The sequence below is a fragment of the Komagataeibacter rhaeticus genome (genome assembly GCF_003207855.1).
GTDB lineage: Bacteria > Pseudomonadota > Alphaproteobacteria > Acetobacterales > Acetobacteraceae > Komagataeibacter > Komagataeibacter rhaeticus.
In genome coordinates, this window is sequence record NZ_NKTZ01000033.1 from 1 (window position 1) to 16,257 (window position 16,257).

The 16,257-nt window shown below is 60.4% G+C and carries 15 protein-coding genes and 1 tRNA gene; 7 read left to right on the forward strand and 9 right to left on the reverse strand.

Annotation, left to right across the window (positions count from 1 at the left end; genetic code table 11):
• Window positions 1–1,387: heavy metal translocating P-type ATPase (locus CFR78_RS14950; RefSeq protein ID WP_146221308.1), on the forward strand; the 1,387-nt coding region annotated here is incomplete at its 5' end.
• Between the two features lie 45 nt (window positions 1,388–1,432).
• On the opposite strand, the gene CFR78_RS14955 is transcribed toward CFR78_RS14950, so the two are convergent.
• From CFR78_RS14955 to CFR78_RS14965, 3 genes are all read right to left on the reverse strand, one after another.
• The gene (locus tag CFR78_RS14955) at window positions 1,433–2,836 is read right to left on the reverse strand and encodes an alkaline phosphatase family protein (protein WP_034931893.1); all 1,404 of its coding nucleotides are present in this window, start codon (window positions 2,834–2,836) and stop codon (window positions 1,433–1,435) included.
• Window positions 2,837–3,108: 272 nt separating this feature from the next.
• A complete protein-coding gene (locus tag CFR78_RS16790) occupies window positions 3,109–3,270 on the reverse strand; it encodes a transposase (RefSeq protein WP_371440456.1) in 162 nt (53 codons plus the stop codon).
• Between the two features lie 569 nt (window positions 3,271–3,839).
• Window positions 3,840–4,850, reverse strand: a complete 1,011-nt coding sequence (locus tag CFR78_RS14965) for an MFS transporter (RefSeq protein ID WP_338075351.1) — start codon at window positions 4,848–4,850, stop codon at window positions 3,840–3,842.
• A gap of 94 nt (window positions 4,851–4,944) precedes the next feature.
• Here CFR78_RS14965 and CFR78_RS14970 point away from each other — a divergent pair, with 94 nt between their 5' ends.
• On the forward strand, window positions 4,945–5,922 hold the full coding sequence (locus CFR78_RS14970) for a LysR family transcriptional regulator (RefSeq protein ID WP_034931897.1): 978 nt from the start codon (window positions 4,945–4,947) through the stop codon (window positions 5,920–5,922).
• Window positions 5,923–6,041: 119 nt separating this feature from the next.
• Here the strand turns inward: CFR78_RS14970 and CFR78_RS14975 are convergent, their stop codons facing one another.
• Window positions 6,042–6,905, reverse strand: coding sequence for a LysR substrate-binding domain-containing protein (locus tag CFR78_RS14975; protein WP_034931899.1), 864 nt, complete (start codon window positions 6,903–6,905; stop codon window positions 6,042–6,044).
• Between the two features lie 75 nt (window positions 6,906–6,980).
• Between CFR78_RS14975 and pdxA the strand changes: the two genes are divergently transcribed.
• The 3 genes from pdxA to CFR78_RS14990 are packed head-to-tail and all read left to right on the forward strand — an operon-like array spanning window position 6,981 to window position 9,040.
• Complete coding sequence (gene pdxA, locus CFR78_RS14980; protein ID WP_034931901.1) at window positions 6,981–7,988, forward strand: 4-hydroxythreonine-4-phosphate dehydrogenase PdxA; 1,008 nt, start codon at window positions 6,981–6,983, stop codon at window positions 7,986–7,988.
• A complete protein-coding gene (locus CFR78_RS14985) occupies window positions 7,985–8,665 on the forward strand; it encodes a beta/alpha barrel domain-containing protein (RefSeq protein ID WP_034931902.1) in 681 nt (226 codons plus the stop codon). Before pdxA ends, CFR78_RS14985 begins: the two co-directional genes overlap by 4 nt.
• A gap of 12 nt (window positions 8,666–8,677) precedes the next feature.
• Window positions 8,678–9,040 carry a cupin domain-containing protein gene (locus CFR78_RS14990; protein ID WP_034931908.1) on the forward strand — a complete coding sequence of 121 codons (363 nt, stop codon included), beginning with the start codon at window positions 8,678–8,680 and terminating at the stop codon, window positions 9,038–9,040.
• A 279-nt stretch (window positions 9,041–9,319) separates the two neighbouring features.
• On the opposite strand, the gene CFR78_RS14995 is transcribed toward CFR78_RS14990, so the two are convergent.
• The 3 genes from CFR78_RS14995 to CFR78_RS15005 are packed head-to-tail and all read right to left on the reverse strand — an operon-like array spanning window position 9,320 to window position 12,715.
• Entirely contained in the window at window positions 9,320–10,399 is a 1,080-nt protein-coding gene (locus CFR78_RS14995) for an SDR family oxidoreductase (protein WP_034928046.1), read from the reverse strand.
• Window positions 10,400–10,423: 24 nt separating this feature from the next.
• Window positions 10,424–11,458, reverse strand: a complete 1,035-nt coding sequence (locus tag CFR78_RS15000) for an aldo/keto reductase (RefSeq protein ID WP_034928044.1) — start codon at window positions 11,456–11,458, stop codon at window positions 10,424–10,426.
• A gap of 45 nt (window positions 11,459–11,503) precedes the next feature.
• Complete coding sequence (locus CFR78_RS15005) at window positions 11,504–12,715, reverse strand: SGNH/GDSL hydrolase family protein (RefSeq protein WP_034928041.1); 1,212 nt, start codon at window positions 12,713–12,715, stop codon at window positions 11,504–11,506.
• A 103-nt stretch (window positions 12,716–12,818) separates the two neighbouring features.
• Here CFR78_RS15005 and CFR78_RS15010 point away from each other — a divergent pair, with 103 nt between their 5' ends.
• Window positions 12,819–13,748, forward strand: a complete 930-nt coding sequence (locus CFR78_RS15010) for a LysR family transcriptional regulator (RefSeq protein WP_034928039.1) — start codon at window positions 12,819–12,821, stop codon at window positions 13,746–13,748.
• Window positions 13,749–13,761: 13 nt separating this feature from the next.
• On the opposite strand, the gene CFR78_RS15015 is transcribed toward CFR78_RS15010, so the two are convergent.
• On the reverse strand, window positions 13,762–14,961 hold the full coding sequence (locus tag CFR78_RS15015) for an MFS transporter (protein ID WP_034928048.1): 1,200 nt from the start codon (window positions 14,959–14,961) through the stop codon (window positions 13,762–13,764).
• Window positions 14,962–15,114: 153 nt separating this feature from the next.
• On the opposite strand from CFR78_RS15015, the gene CFR78_RS15020 reads away from it, so the two are divergent.
• Window positions 15,115–16,005 (forward strand): LysR family transcriptional regulator, encoded by an 891-nt coding sequence (locus CFR78_RS15020; RefSeq protein WP_034932417.1) that lies wholly within the window; start codon window positions 15,115–15,117, stop codon window positions 16,003–16,005.
• A 155-nt stretch (window positions 16,006–16,160) separates the two neighbouring features.
• On the opposite strand, the gene CFR78_RS15025 is transcribed toward CFR78_RS15020, so the two are convergent.
• A tRNA-Met gene (locus CFR78_RS15025) sits at window positions 16,161–16,237 on the reverse strand.
• Window positions 16,238–16,257 lie beyond the last annotated feature (20 nt).

Consider the following 16,257-nt stretch of genomic DNA (forward strand, 5'->3'; position numbering starts at 1 on the left):
TACGGGGGGCACCATCAACGGCACCGGCAGCCTGGAAATCCAGGCACAGGCCGTAGGCAGCGACACCATGCTGGCCCGCATTGTAAAGATGGTCGCGGCCGCGCAGCGCTCGCGCGCGCCGATCCAGACCGTTGCCGACCGGATATCGGGCTGGTTTGTGCCGCTGGTGCTGGCTATTTCCGTGCTGACCTTCATTGCCTGGTATGTCACAGGTCCAGCGCCGCGTTTCGGCCATGCACTGCTCAATGCCATATCGGTTCTGATCATCGCCTGCCCCTGCGCGCTGGGGCTAGCCACGCCGATGTCCATCATGGTCGGCACCGGACGCGGAGCGCGTGAGGGCGTTCTGGTCCGCAATGCCGAAGCCCTGCAGGCGCTGGACAAGGTGGACACGCTGGTAGTGGACAAGACAGGCACACTGACGGAAGGGCACCCGCGGCTGATCGGCCTTGACGTGACAGAAGGCTGGCAGGAGACCGACGTGCTGCGCCTGGCCGCATCGGTCGAGGCGCAATCGCAGCACCCGCTGGCCCAGGCAGTAGTGCGGGCGCTGAAGGATCGTCACGGCGATCCCGCGCCGGTCAGTGATTTCGCCTCGCAGCCCGGCCTTGGCGTCAGCGGTACGGTGGACGGCCATCAGGTGGTGATTGGCAATGCCGAACGGCTGAAACAGGCCGGTGCTGACACAACACCGCTGGAGGCTGCCGCCACGGCACGGCGGCAGGGTGGCGCGGGCGTGATGTTCGTGGCGATCGACGGAAAACTGGCAGGGCTGATAGCCGTGGCCGATCCCCTGATGGCGGATACTCAGGCCACCCTTGCGGCATTGCATGCGGACGGTCTGCGCATTGTCATGCTCACTGGCGATAACGAGACGACCGCGAAAGCGGTGGCGAAGGCAGCAGGCCATATCGCGGAAATCCATGCCGGGCTGAAGCCGCAGGACAAGGCGGACATCATCCGGCATCTGGAGGCATCCGGCGCACGTGTAGCCATGACAGGCGACGGCGTGAACGACGCACCCGCCCTGGCGGCGGCCTCCGTCGGCATTGCCATGGGCACCGGAACGGACGTCGCCATCGAGAGTGCGGGCATCACGCTGGCGCATGGAAGCCTTGGCGCCCTGGTCCGCGCCCGGATGCTGGCGCATGCCACCATGCGCAATATCCGGCAAAACCTTGCCTTCTCGTTCCTGTTCAACGGGATCGGCATCCCGGTTGCGGCAGGCGCCCTCTACCCGGTTTTTGGCATGCTGCTCTCACCCATGATCGCGGGCGCTGCCATGGCTTTGTCATCCGTCACGGTCGTCACCAATGCGCTCAGGCTCGGAAAAGAGCCGGTGACGCCAATGCGCCCTACGGACACACGCCATACCGGTTCCATATAGTTGGTCCGCTGTTGCCCCCAGATCGGGGTTTCACGCCGGATGAAATCACTCTCCCCGGAAGGCCTTCACGTGGGATCGAGCGTCGGCGCCTGCCTCCCCCGTGGTTGTATGAACAGGAAAAGGCGATGCTATCGAACCCAGGCGTTTCACGTGTAGGACAGGGTCGGTGCCAGAACTGGGAAGCCGCGACGCGCCTTGGGCTAGTGCTTCCTGCAAGCCATTCGGCGGCAGTTTGGACGCATTGTCGAGTTCCTGCGGCGACGGCGAGGGGCGCTTCGCATCGACCGAAGACGGACCGAGGTTGTCCGGAGTTGCCGTGAAGTGTTCGACTAGCGACGGCGCCGATGCCGTCCGTGGGGTCAGCGGTTCCGGGTCTAACCCGAAGAGATCCTGGAGGGTCCTAAAAATGGTTGTGTGATCGAACGGTACCGTGCCGGTCGGCCTGATAACACTCTTGGATTTCACGAACGGTGAGACGATCACGGCCGGGACCCGAACCCCATAGGAGTCGAACCGAAACCCATCCGGGAATTCGCCTCCGGGAGACACGGCTGGGCCTGGAGCGACATGGTCGTAGCAACCGCCGTGCTCGTCATAAGTGATGACGAAAAGGGTATGCTTCCATCCTGGCCCAGTGCGCAGCGCGTTGTAAACGTCGGCGATCAGGGCGTCGCCATAACCTACGTTGTGCGGCGGATGCTGGTCGTTTGGCATCGCCTTACCAAGCGGATCGGCGAAATATCTTGGCTCGACGAAGCTGTAGGACGGCAGGCTTCCGGCCTTGGCATCGGCTAGGAAGTGTTGGAACGGGTGAAAGTGTTCGCGATGCGGCCACAGACGACCGAGTGTGAGCGTCTGGGGCACGTCGTGAAAATAGATGCCCCAGGTCTTTCCACCTGCGGCGACACGCTCGAAGGTCGTTTGCATCATGTAGGGCACATGCCACCCTGTGTTGTTGACGTCTCCGCCAGCGCTCCCCGTGTGCACGAAGAGCCGGTTCGGCCAAGTTTGACAGGGGGCCGAAGCAAACCATCTGTCCGAGACGGCAAAGGCGCGCGCGAGCTGGCTGATGGCGGGAACGTGCGCTTGTGTGAAGTAATGCATCACAGCGTCCGGTACACGTGGCGCTTCCGGCTTTGCGTGGGACATGTAGTTGTCGATAAAACCGCTCATCGGCTTCTCGAAGCCGCTCTTGCCATGGATCTGCATGGCGATATCCGTGAACTGTTCTCCGGGGTCTGGATTCGGTGTGAACATGTCTGCAGGGCCGTCGGTAGGATCGGTTCGAACGGGATACGTAGGGTTCGTCTTCCCGTCATGCCATGTGTTGGTTTCTGTGCCCTTTAGGCCGTCGAAGTCCTCCCTGTCCGTGTATAGTTGTCCCAACATGCAATCGAACGACCGATTTTCGAGCATAAGGACAACAACGTAGCGGATATCTGGCGGCATAAACGGACTTTCGTTTGTGAGACGCTGTTCATATTGTTGATCAGATGGTGGCGTGTGCGAAACGGCCACCGATGAGAATAGTGAGCCGCGCCTTGCCACGGATTATTCTCTTGGAGGCATGATCCATGCTTTCTTGGCCCAGTGCAAGGCCTGGAAGATGAGCTTGAGGGCCGCGTCATCTTGGGGGGAATGCCTGCTGGCTCAGATCGGCCCCCACAGGTTGGCGTCCGATGCCTCGTCGGTGATGACGCTGATCAGGTCGGGCGGAGCCTCTACGGCATAGATTTCAAGCAGATGGCCTTTGGATCTCGCATACGAAATTCGTGACAGTCCCCGACTAGTCTGACATCAGACAAATCATACCACACGGCAAGCAGCATCGCCCGGAACATCGACACGGGCGGCCACGCGCTTCCCCCTTCGCTGCAGCGTATGGGGCGGTGATAAGCCCGCTATCAGCCGATCAGGCCCGCAATTTTGTCCCGAGACGCCGTGCATCGGTTGGCGGCGCCAAATGAAAGGCGATCCTGTCCAATCGACCGATGCACCACCCTACTCTCCAATACCCAATATCCAGCGTAAGAGAATCATCAATAGACCGCAGCGTCTAGCACTCGCACACGGGTCTCATTATCCACCATGCCGGTTGCTCGTCGCTTGGCCTCCCTGTGGCCGCCTTTCTGGCCATGCCATCCGACAGCGGACCTTCCATTACCCTCTGCTGATCTATCTGCTCAGTGATACAGAAGCAGACAGGCGGCAGTCGCCCTCAATTCGGTCATCCGATCAGCAAAACACGATGCGACAAAGCAGACGAAGAATACGACTACTTACTTCGTCTTTATTCGAGCGCAGTGATGGGACAAAGTGAGCACGATCATGCCCACTCCAGACGAAAGCGCCGCCATCAGAAATACAGTACGGAGCGGAAATGTTTGCGCTAGCAGGCCACCAATGACAGATCCTGCTCCCAGGGCGACATCAAAAAACATGTCGTAAAGTCCTATGGCTGCGCCGGTAAAAGCGGAATGGCAAAAACCGGATAGGTCAGGGAAAATCCGGCTCCCCCGATGAAGGCACCAGCGATTGCGACACCCGGATCAGGTGCCAGCCACACCATGACAAAGCCAAGGGTTTCCGTCAGCAACATGACCGAACCGGAGATGGCCACTGGATAATGGTCGATCCTGTGGCTTCCGGCAAACCGCGCTGCCACATGGCCAACGCAGAATGCGGCGAGTGCGTATCCACCAGATACCCAATGTTCCTGTGCAAAAGCGAGAACGAGGAACGATGAGATCGTGGCAAAACCTACGGACGACAAGGCGAGCAGCAATCCCATCGGCAGAACCATCCGGAAAAGCTGTTTCCATGGGACGGCGCCATGAGCGGCGGAATGGGAAGCCGGATGTAATGACCAGCCCGACAGAAGCATCCCTGCGACAGGCAGGATCGAGGCCATGATGGCAACCGTGTCAAAGCTGGCGTTCTGCTCGATGACCGCGCCTGCCGCTGTACCCGCCGCGAGGCCCGCGAACATGGCCAGCCCCAGCCATGACATGCCCGCCCCGATCCTGTCAGGAGGGACAGCCCCGATGATCCGGACAGCCCCGCCTGTCACCATGAGCCCTTCGCTCAACCCCATGAAAAGACGGCCCAGAAACACCAGCGCAAGAGCGATTGGTCGCGACCAGATGGGGAGAATTACCGCAACGTAGCAAAGTCCGGACAACACAGCCGCAGACAGACCAAGCGTAAGTGCCCGGTCGCCTCCCAGTCTGTCGCTCAATCGCCCGGCATGCAGCCGGGACAGGAGTGTCGCCACGGACTGTGTTCCCATGATCCAGCCGATTGTTGTGACGGACAGGGACCACCGTGCCTGGAGGACGGGAGGCAGCGCAGAGAGGGCAAGGCCCATGGCACTGGTTCCTGTCCCAATGGCCAGAACGGGTCGAAAGATTGCGGTTCTCAGGTTGAAGTCGGTCGCTGTGGGAAGAGAGCGTGTATCAGCCATTCATTACGGATATAATATCTCTAATTTTTAGAGAAACGACATCATGTCCGCATTAAACGGATATTATGTCCTGTATTGAAAGGCGAGCGTGGCCATGGATGCTCTATCAGGTCTGGAACCATTCGTTTTTGCAGCCCGATTTCGGAGTTATGTCAAAGCTGGTCGACATCTTGGGATTTCTTCCTCGGCCGTCGCGAAAAGTGTTTCAAGACTTGAAGCCCGGCTGGGAGTCCAGTTGCTGAACCGGACCACTCGCAGCATCGGACTCACGGAAGCCGGAGTGGTATTTTATGAACGCTGCCGTCAGGCTCTGGAGGTCATACGGGATGCCGAGGCGACGCTGCATCATGCAAAAGGCTCGCCGTCAGGACGCCTACGCGTCAATGTGCCCCATATCGTGGGACGGCACCTGCTCATGCCGCTCATTGCGGATTTTGTGAGCCGCTATCCGGAGATCGAACTCGACATTGCGCTGGAAGACAGGATTGTCGATCTGATCGAGGAAGATATTGATGTTGTCATCCGCAGCGGCAACCTCCCGGACTCGCGCCTGATCGCCCGACGTCTGGGCGATCAGCATTTCATTACCTGTGCCAGCGCCTCCTATCTGGAAGCGAGCAGCCGACCGCTCCTGCCTGCGGAAATTCAGAACCATCGCTGTCTGCGTTATCGCTATCCCAATACCGGCCTGTTTGCTCCGTGGGTCTACGGGCCACCACATGATCAGGTCCGGCTTCCCGAAACCATGATTTTCAACAACAGCGATGCGGCACTCCGGGCTGCCGCTGACGGTCTGGGCTTGGTTCATCTGCCGGTTTATGTGGCACGGGATGCGATTGCTTCCGGGCATCTGATTCCTCTGTTTGAGAAATATTGCATGCCTATTGGATCACTCTGGATCATCTGGCCTGCCGCTCGCACGCTCTCTCCCAAGGTTCGCGCTTTTGCGGATTTCGTTCTTGAACGCTTTGCCGCAATGCCTGAAGCGTTCATGCCCTTTCGGGACGGTTACGGGAAAAATAGGTTTGCAGAGACACCATCTGGGCCACTGTCTGCGCTTTATGATGGATGATGGATGCTTCCTACCTAACCGGGTGCAGGCATCGGCACGCTGAGCTATCTGGTAATGGTGAACAATTGCCCTACCGGATCGGAGTTGTTTGGATGCAGCAAGGTCATGTCCATCACGAGTTATGGCATGTGTTTGATGATCCATTCTTCCAGGGCCCTGACGTTTTCCGTCATTTTCATCCTGCCAGGCCAGATCAGCCCGTAAGATGTTCCATCCGCATCAAACCCGACCGGCGCTGCTAGCCGGCCGGTTGCGAGATCGTCCGTAGCGATGATATAGGGCGACAGGGCGACGCCCAGACCATTAGCAGCGGCTTCCAGCATCATGAAATGATGGTCGTACAGACGGATGTCGCGCGGCGTGGGCATGTCGGGCCGGGATGCCAGCCAGTTCTTCCATGCCTCGGGCTGGGTACGCGCGCCAAGCGCCAGATAATCCTCGCTGGCGAAACGCTGCGCCCTGTCAGGGCGCATGACCGGCCCCACCGTCTCCTGCGCAAGGATCGTTACTGTCCAGTCAGGAGCGAGCGGAAAGTCGAGGCGCCGGATTGCCAGCGTGACGCGGTCGCGCGCAAAATCCAGCGCGCCGCCGCCGGTCGAAAGATGCACATCGATCCCCGGATAGCGGTCCTGAAAGTCGGACAAACGCGGGATCAGCCAGCGCATCGCCAGCGAGCGCTCGCACGACAGCACGATCGGCTGCACACCGGATGACGACCGGATCTCGGCCAGTGCTGTCGCGATCCCTTGTATCGCATCGGTTGCCGCTTCTGCCAGACGCAGGCCGTCCCGCGTCGGTCGCACGCCGCGCCCGTCAGGTTCCAGAAGCTGGAGTTTCAGGTCATGGGCCAGCTTGGACACCCGGCGGCTGACCGCCCCGTGTGTCAGAGCCAGTTCCGTGGCCGCCGCCCGCACCGAGCCGAGGCGCGCAACCGCGGCAAAGGCACGCAGGTCGTCCAGCGATGGCATGTCTGAGCGTTTCATTGGTCAGTTTTTATCACCAGAACAGGTCAGTTCATATCGATTTTCCTCATGGATGGTTTCGTTATTCTCACCGGAATGATCAAAGAAACCAACCGTCCCACCTTGCCGCTGGCTGTCACGATGGGCGATCCCGCCGGGATTGGCCCGGAGATCGTGGTCCGGATGTTCCTGCGGCGACCAGCCCAACAGCGCTGGATCGTGGTGGGCGATCCGCTGGTGATGCGCCACGTAATGGCAGCCCTTGACCCATCGACCCGCATGCGCCGGATCACGACGCCAGCCGATGCCCGGTTTGATGACGGGGCACTGAATGTGCTGGTGTCGTCGGAATGCGTAGCCCTGCCGCAGGTGGGGCAGGTCAGCGCCGAAAGTGGCCGCGCAGCCTATGCGGCAATCGTGAGTGCGACCCGGCTGGCGAAGGCGGGCACCATCCGGGGCATCGTCACCGCGCCGATCCACAAGGAGGCGCTGGCCGCCGCCGGGCTGCCCTATCCCGGCCACACGGAAATCCTGGCCGAACAGGCTAGCGGCGCGCGCGTTGCCATGATGCTGGCGAACGAGGACATCCGGGTCGTTCTGGTGAGCATCCACTGTTCGCTCAGGGATGCGATCCTGCGCGCTGATTTTCCGGCCCAGATGGCGGCAATCCGGCTGGCCTGTACGGGAGCACGCGCATTGGGGATCGAACATCCGCGCATTGCCGTGGCGGGCCTTAACCCCCATGCCGGGGAAGGGGACCTGTTTGGTGATGAAGAGACCCGCATCATCAGGCCCGCCATCGCACAGGCACGCAGCGAGGGCATTGATGCGTCCGGTCCTTGGCCCGGCGACACGGTCTTCATGCAGGCGCGCGGGAGGCGCTTTGATGTCGTGGTTGCACAGTATCATGACCAGGGGCTGATTCCGGTCAAATACATGGGTCTGGCGCAGGGTGTGAATATTACCCTCGGCCTGCCTTTCGTCCGCACCAGCCCCGACCATGGTACGGCTTTCGATATTGCGGGGCAGGGTATTGCTGACCCCTCGAGCCTGGAGACGGCGTTCGATTACGCCCTTCGCCTCACGACCGGAGCCACGACATGACCCGACCTGATTTCATCTTCATGCTGACCCGTCATGACCGGACAGTGGAGAACGCTGCCGATCTGCTCGAAACCGCCCGCATGGCAGGCATCCGCCATATCGGGTTCAAGGATATTGGCCTGCCGTTTGCCGCACTCCAGGCGCTTGCCAGCACCATCCGCCAGGCCGGGGCGAAGGTCTATCTGGAAGTCGTCTCGCTCGATCGCGATAGCGAACTGCGTTCAGTACAGGCCGGGATCGCGCTGGGTGTCGATTACCTGCTGGGTGGCACCCATGTCGATGATGCGCTGAGGCTGCTGGAAGGCACGACGATCCGCTATTACCCTTTTCCCGGTCAGATCAGCGGGCATCCGAGCATTCTCGAAGGGACCGAAAACGCAATCGTGCGCAGCGCGGTCGATCTCGCTTCCCGGCGTGGCGTTCATGGGCTGGACCTGCTGGCCTATCGGTTTGCGGGAGATGTGCCCGGCCTGATGCGGCAGGTCTGCACCGCTGTGGCAGGCAAGCCTGTCATCGTGGCCGGTTCGCTCGATCGGGCGGAGCGTATCCGTGCCACCGCCTCGGCAGGGGCAGCCGGTTTTACGGTCGGCACGGCACTTTTGGATGGTGCGTTCCCCACGCTACCCGATCTGGCGCGGCAGATTGCCTATGTCCAGACGATCGTTCAGCAACTCTGACAGAGACATTCAATGGAAAAAATCAACCTGGCTCAGGCTTTCACGACATTTTCCGATTACTGGAGCCCCCGTGTGGCTGGCGATATCAACACTTTCCAGATCAAGCTGGCCAAATTCAGGGGCACGTTTGACTGGCACCATCACGAATATGAGGACGAACTGTTCCTGGTCATCTCCGGAACCTTGCGCATGCATTTCCGGGATCGTGACATTGACATCGAGGTCGGTGAGTTCATCATTGTTCCGTATGGGGTCGAGCATTATACCGAGGCTTTAGGCGACGAATGCCATGTTGTTCTGCTGGAGCCGAAAACGACCCTTAATACAGGCAACGTGCACAATGACCGGACCATGCGCACGCTATTGCGGATATAACGTGAAACCCCGGCGTCGGGCGTCTAGGCAATACTTCACAAAGCGGAAGATTATCTACGCGGGAAGTGAGCCAAACCTACGTCTGGTTATGTTTTCGAACAATGCTAAAGCTGACGTCCGCTTCCCCCGCCTAACAGTCATCCCAAAGAATGTGGTAGTCCAACATGAACCAATACCTTACCCAGCAAACATCGCTGCAGTCGGAGAACCTGTGACAGCCTCCGAATGCAGATCCCAGTTCTCTGTCCGGATTCATTAGGAAGAAGAATTATCGGGTTCTCATTTTGAAGAGAACGAGGGGATCAGCTTCTCCGCACGAAGCCGCGTGAAAAGGTCAAAAAACGAGTCTGGCGTATACTGATAGGCTGTAAATCCGGCCCGACGGCTCTTGCTCATATCGGTCACGCACTCCACCGGGCGCCCAAGATCGGCATCCGTATGCCAGGCCGAGGCGAGCCGCCCGATCTCTGCCTCCTTCAGACCGTGACGACCACTGATCTCCGCCCATAGTGTCTCATCACCAGACAGCATGGCTTCCAGAGAACCGGCCTGTCCCGGATAGGGGGCAGCCTCGAGACCAAACCACGCCGCAAGCTGGGGCCACAGCCATTTCCACCGGAAAACGTCGCCATTCACGATGTTGAACGCCTGATTGCGGCCTTCGCCGCGCGTGCCGGCCCAGTGCAACTGGCTGGCCAGCTGACGCGCATCGGTAAGATCGGTCAGCCCATGCCACTGCGCGGGCGAGCCCGGAAAGACAAATGGCCGGCCCGTCTCGCGACAGATTGACGCATAGACCGCCAGCGTCGTCCCCATGTTCATCGCATTGCCGATAGCGTAACCGATGATCGTGTGCGGGCGATGCACGCTCCATGAAAACCCGTATTTCTCCGATGCTTCGTACAAAGCATCTTCCTGATCATAATAGAAATTGGGCAACGGGAGACGCGGCATCTCCTCCCGGAAGGGCGTTTCCGGCGGGGCACCGCTGGCATAGGACTCAAACGGCCCCAGATAATGCTTCATCCCGGTCGTCAGTGCCGCGTGGCGCAGCATCTGTGGTTCGGCCAGTGCAGCAAAGACATTGCGCACCATCGCGCTGTTCACGCGACAGTTCTCTTCCTCCGTGTCGTGGCGCATCCACGAGCAGAAATAGACATGAGTCGGACGGATCTCCGCCAGAGCGGTCCGCAGGGTTTCGGTATCCAGCAGGTCGGCTGCCACGGGCAGGACGGGCGCCATGTCATGGCGTGGCCGCCGGGCCAGTCCATAGACAGTCCAGCCTTCCGCCACCAGCCGGGCGGCAAGGTTCTGGCCCACGATCCCGGTGGCGCCAACCACAAGTGCTGTATGCGACATTGGTGTTGTCTCCTGTTTTACTGTTCAGACGATTGGTGGATTCAGGCGCGCAAAGCCTTCCTGCCGCCGGTAGGGGAAATATGGATAGGCCGCTTCCGTCAGGCTGGCGGCATTGAGGCGCGCCATCTGGTCATCGCTCAGCGTCCAGCCCACGGCATCGAGGTTCTGGCGAAGCTGCGTCTCGTTGCGCGCCCCGATGATGACGGATGATACGGTCGGCCGCCGGGTCAGCCAGTTTAGGGCAACCTGGGGCACCAGCCGCCCAGTCTCCGCCGCAATTTCCTCCAGCACGTCCAGCACCCGAAACAGCAGGTCATCGCTGACGGGCGGCCCGAACTCAGCGGTCTGGTTGAGACGGCTGTCTTTCGGCAGGGGCTGGCCGCGTCTGAGTTTACCCGTCAGACGTCCCCAGCCCAGCGGGCTCCAGACCATGGCTCCAAGCCCCTGATCGAGACCCAGCGGCATGAGTTCCCATTCGTAATCGCGGCCGACCAGGGAGTAATAGACCTGATTGACCACATAGCGCTGCCAGCCATAATGATCGGCCACGGCCAGCGATTTCATGATCTGCCAGCCGGAAAAGTTGGATACGCCGATATAGCGGACCTTCCCGGCATGAACGAGATCATCCAGGGTGGAGAGCACTTCTTCCACCGGGGTCATTGCATCAAAGGCATGGAGCTGCAGCAGGTCGAGATGGTCCGTGCCCAGCCGCGTCAGCGACGCCTCGACCGCCCGCAGCAGACGTGAACGGGATGAGCCGGCGTCATAGGGACCATCCCCCATCGGCAGCGTCGTCTTGGTCGAGATCAGGACCTGGTCACGCCGCCCTCGGATCGCGGCACCCAGCACCTCCTCGGAAGCGCCATTGGAATAGACATCCGCAGTATCGAAAAGGTTCACGCCTGCATCAAGACAGATATCGACAAGACGTGTTGCCCCTGCGGCATCGGTCTGACCCCATGCGCTGAACAGCGGGCCAGTACCACCGAATGTCCCTGCTCCAAAGCTCAGGACGGGCACTTTCAGGCCGGACCGGCCCAGATGACGATATTCCATGACTCTCTCCTTTCTGATCTTACATTTTCCGAACTGATGGGCCTCTTACTCTGAGAGGAGATCCCTCATGGGCACTCCATCGGCCATACGCCGATAGCCTTCCGGACCGGGATGGAGGTGGTCGCCACTGTCAGAGACGGGGTGCAGCCGGAAGGAACGCGCGGGATCACACAGCAGACGATCGAAATCCACGACGGCATCGAAGGCCTGGGCGGTCCGGATCCAATGATTGACGTCCTGTCGCACCTGTTCCTTCGCGGGCGACCAGAACCCGGCAAAAGGCGTATCCGACAACGCGCCCTCGAAAGGCAGCAATGTCGCGCCAATAATGCGGATACCATGATCATGCGCCTGGGTGATCAGTTGCTGATAGCCCGCGATCAGTTCACCGGCGCTGACAGTGGGATCGTCAGGGGCCAGTGGCGTGCCAGGCATTCCAATGTCGTTGATCCCGAGCAGGACGATGACCGTCCTGACACCCGGATGCGACAGGACGTCGCCCGAGAAGCGCGTCAGACCGGACTGGCCCATGCCGTCACGTAAAAGACGGTTTCCCGAGATACCGGTATTGAGGACGGAGACCCGGCCTGTCTGAAGACGTGCCGCCAGAAAGTCGGGCCAGCGCGTCTCAGTATTTACCGGAACGCCATTGCCATCGGTAATGGAATCCCCGAATGCGACCACGCAGCCCTGATGCTCCGGCGCTTCGACCAGAATTCGCGACAGGAGAAATCGCGTCTCTGTCGTGGTGACAACAGGAAATGCAGCGCGATCTGTTTGCTGCCCCTCGCCAATCAGAGCGGTGGATCGTCCATCCCAGTGAAAGCTTTGCGGGCGAACCGTGTCCGGCAGATAGAGCGACATGGCCACGGTGGAGAGCGGCGAGAGCGGGAGGGCAACGGGGTCACTGATCCTGTCGTTGCCCGGTGAAATGGTCACAGAAGGCTCTCCCGCGAACGTCACAACAAGCGGGGTTGTCTCAACCGCACTGTCGGGACCGTGTGCCCGCGCCACCGACGCTGCCCGAACTGTCACAGGCACCGAACCATAGGTATTGGACAGCACCACACGCAGGCGGCGCCCGCCCAGACTGAGGCGTGCGAACTGCCGGATCGTGACGTTTTCCAGGACGGACGGCAGCCCGACAGGAAATGGAAAATGTTCGTCCCAGACGGGCTGCTGGGCGGCCATCCAACTGCCGACCCACCCGGTTCCCGCCATGCTGGTTCCGTTATGCCCGAGTTCGGGATCGACCATTGTCACACCTTTCCGAAGTCCCTGTCCTAACGACGAATGTGGAGGAAGCCTGATTGATGCACTAGACTGCGTTCAGGAACATCATTTGTGAGATGAAGTCATCATGGGACGACTGGAGATCAACCGGGCCGGCGAGATGGAGGTTTTCACCCATGTGGTGGAAGCGGGCGGCTTTACACCCGCCGCCCGGATTTCAGGGATGACGCCGTCCGCCGTCAGCAAGCTGGTCTCCAGACTGGAACAGCGACTGGGCGTCCGCCTGTTCAACCGCTCGACGCGCCAGTTGCAGCTGACACCCGAAGGCTGCACCTTCTATGAGCGCAGCCTGCAGGTTCTGGCCGACCTTGCCGAAGCGGAACAGAACGCATCAGCCGGCGCCCTGCCGCAGGGGCGCGTGCGGATCAACATCAATGTGCCCATGGGGCGGCGCTTCCTGCTGCCGCTTGTCCCGGCGCTGAAGACCCAATATCCGGATATCGTCCTCGACATCGTCCTGACGGACACCGTAGTCGATCTTATGGAAGACCGTACGGATATCGCAATCCGCCATGGCCCGCTGACCAGTTCACGTCTGATGGCCCGCAAGCTGGGACAGGCGGAAATGAAGATCGTCGCGGCGCCGGGCTATCTCGCCGCGCGCGGCGTTCCGGAAACGCCTGCCGATCTCCGGCGACATGAACGGATCGGCTTTGGCTATCGTCGCATGCATGACGGCTGGCCACAGATGAAGGATGGGGACGGCGCACGCTTCCCCCTCCCTGCGTGCAGCGCTCTGGCGAGCGACGGCGACGCGGTGCTGGAACTGGCACTGGCGGGTATGGGGCTGGCGCACCTCGCGGCGTTTCAGGTTGATCCACACATCGCCGCCGGGGGACTAACATCGGTGCTTGAACACTTTCAGATCGACAGATTTGTCGATGTGCATGCGGTCTATCTGGGACATCGTGGCACGCTGCCTGCGCGGATCAAGGCCGTTCTTGAGTTCCTGAAGGAGAATATGCGCATCGGTCCGGGCCAGCTATCGGGGGAATAAAAAGCGCGTTTGGTCAGCCATTGCGTGGCATGCGTGTAAACCCGCTTCCTGAGGCCATCACGACGATCATCAGGGCACAGAGCAGCAAAACTGTTGCTGCCCACGGAATGACGGTCGTGCCAAGATGGTCGAGAAGCAGACCCCCGATGATCCCGCCGCCGGCAATGGCCGCGTTCCATACGGTCACGATCATCGACTGGGCGATATCGGCCCCCTCGCCTGCTGCACGCGCGGACGCCGTCTGGAACAGCGTGGCCGCGCCACCAAAGGCCAGCCCCCACAGACCGGCTCCGATGTAAATTGCAATCGGACTGGTCCCTGCAAAACCCAATGTGCAGCCTGCGATCACGAAAAGAGCAATACTCGCCAGGACCAGCGCCCGCAGCCAGTGATCGATGCGGGCGCCGATCAGCCAGATCCCGACCAGAGCGGTGAGACCGAATACCAGCAGCACCATATCCACCCGTCCGCCCATGCCGACCTGCAGCAGGAAAGGCGCGATATATGTGTAGAGGATATTATGGGCCAGGACGAACAGTAGCGTGACAGACAGGATTGTCCGCACCCCCGGCATCAGGAACACATGCCTGAGCGTCAGACGTCGTCCCTGACCTTGGCCGGGAAAGTCCGGCACCGCAGCCACGACCCAGCCCAGCAGCCCGACGGTCAGCACGGTCATGATACCGAAAGTGTAACGCCACCCCACAACCGTCCCGAGAAGAGTGCCAAGAGGAATGCCGAATGACAGGGCAAGCGGTGTCCCGACCATTGCAACAGCGATGGCCCGTCCCTGCAAGGCGGGTGCCACCATCCGGCTGGCATAGCCCGCCAGCAGCGCCCACAGCAGTCCGGCCGATACCCCTGCCAGAAAGCGGGCGACGAGGGTCAGAACATAGCTGGTTGAGACGGCCGTGACCGTATTGACGACAGCGAAGCCACCAATGGCCAGAAGCAGCAATCTGCGCCGTCGCCAGCCCTGCGTGGCGCTGGTCAGCGGGATGGCCGCGACAAGGGAACCGACTGCGTAAAGTGTGACAAGCTGTCCGACCATCGCATCCGATACGTTCAGGCTACTACCCATCTGCGGTAACAGGCCTGCTGGCAGAGCCTCGGTCAGGATGGTGATGAAGCCAGATGTGGCTAGGGCCAGGAGGCCCGCCAACGGCAGGCGCTCCGATGTGGACAGGTTGCATTCTGTGGTTTCTGAGGTCATGGAGTCATCCATCTCAAAGCATGCCGTGGCGCAGAGCTGTCTGCCGCTCTGGCCCCTCGTTGCCCTCACGATAAGATGGTCCCTGCTCCGGATTAATCAGGCTATAGTTCCACACACAATGGACAGAGATGTCCGCAATAGCCGGATCATGCGATGGACAGTCTGGGTGCTCTTCCCATTTTCATTCAGGCCGCCGAAACACGCAGCTTCACGGTCGCTGGTCATCAACTGGGCCTGTCTGCCTCTGCGGTCGGCAAGGCCATTGCCCGTCTTGAAGGGCGTCTCGGCGTCAGGCTGTTTCATCGCAGCACGCGAACGATCACGCTGACCCAGGAAGGTCATCTCTTCCTGGCGCGCTGCCGTCGGATTCTGGGAGAGGTCGAGGCAGCAGAACAGGAACTGGCGGATACACACGCCACACCATCGGGACGTCTGCGCGTGAGCCTCCCCATGGTCGGCATGCTGTTGATGCCGGCGGTCAACGCCTTTATCCAGGCCTATCCTGAGATCGAGCCCGATCTTGATTTCAGCGATCGTCTCGTGGATGTCATCGGCGAAGGCTTCGATGTGGTTCTCCGAACCGGAGATGCCGCGGACTCACGCCTGATGACCCGCATCGTCGGTACGTTCCATCACCGGCTGGTTGCCAGCCCCGCCTATCTGGATTGCCGTGGGATACCCATCAAACCGGCTGATCTGGCGCATCATGCCTGCCTGCGCCACAGATATCCCACCACCGGGAAACTGGAAGCATGGCCCCTGCGGCAGGATCGCATGGCTGGGACTATTGAGCCACCGGCAACCGTCGTTGCCTCGGCGCTGGAGCCGTTGATCAGCATGGCCGAAGCCGGCCTGGGTATCGTCAGCCTCCCGGATTTTGTGCTTTACGAGCATCTCAGGACAGGACACCTCGTTCCTGTGCTGTCCGACCATACCGAACATTCGGGGGTCTTCCGTCTTCTGTGGCCGTCCAGCCCCTATCTCTCACCGAAGCTCAGGGTGTTTATCGAGTTCATGACGGCGAATCTGTTCCCGCCCAAATGACCTCGCTCTGGCGGTTCACGCACACGTGAAATCAGCCCAAACTACGCTAGAGTTTCACTCCCATCTGCATCCTATGTGCATCCTGCGCGTATGTCCCAAACACAGAAAGCCGCCCTTACGGACGGCTTAACATGCTGATTATATTGTATAAGTTTTGGTTGCGGGGGCAGGATTTGAACCTGCGGCCTTCAGGTTATGAGCCTGACGAGCTACCGGGCTGCTCCACCCCGCGGTGGTAAGGGGAGACTGGAA

Coding starts and splice junctions, on each gene's coding strand:
- CFR78_RS14955 (WP_034931893.1), bottom strand. CDS start 2,836: ATGCCGCCAGATATCCGCTACGTTGTTGTCCTTATGCTCGAAAATCGG.
- CFR78_RS14965 (WP_338075351.1), bottom strand. CDS start 4,850: ATGGCTGATACACGCTCTCTTCCCACAGCGACCGACTTCAACCTGAGA.
- CFR78_RS14970 (WP_034931897.1), top strand. CDS start 4,945: ATGGATGCTCTATCAGGTCTGGAACCATTCGTTTTTGCAGCCCGATTT.
- CFR78_RS14975 (WP_034931899.1), bottom strand. CDS start 6,905: ATGAAACGCTCAGACATGCCATCGCTGGACGACCTGCGTGCCTTTGCC.
- pdxA (WP_034931901.1), top strand. CDS start 6,981: ATGATCAAAGAAACCAACCGTCCCACCTTGCCGCTGGCTGTCACGATG.
- CFR78_RS14985 (WP_034931902.1), top strand. CDS start 7,985: ATGACCCGACCTGATTTCATCTTCATGCTGACCCGTCATGACCGGACA.
- CFR78_RS14990 (WP_034931908.1), top strand. CDS start 8,678: ATGGAAAAAATCAACCTGGCTCAGGCTTTCACGACATTTTCCGATTAC.
- CFR78_RS14995 (WP_034928046.1), bottom strand. CDS start 10,399: ATGTCGCATACAGCACTTGTGGTTGGCGCCACCGGGATCGTGGGCCAG.
- CFR78_RS15000 (WP_034928044.1), bottom strand. CDS start 11,458: ATGGAATATCGTCATCTGGGCCGGTCCGGCCTGAAAGTGCCCGTCCTG.
- CFR78_RS15005 (WP_034928041.1), bottom strand. CDS start 12,715: ATGGTCGATCCCGAACTCGGGCATAACGGAACCAGCATGGCGGGAACC.
- CFR78_RS15010 (WP_034928039.1), top strand. CDS start 12,819: ATGGGACGACTGGAGATCAACCGGGCCGGCGAGATGGAGGTTTTCACC.
- CFR78_RS15015 (WP_034928048.1), bottom strand. CDS start 14,961: ATGACCTCAGAAACCACAGAATGCAACCTGTCCACATCGGAGCGCCTG.
- CFR78_RS15020 (WP_034932417.1), top strand. CDS start 15,115: ATGGACAGTCTGGGTGCTCTTCCCATTTTCATTCAGGCCGCCGAAACA.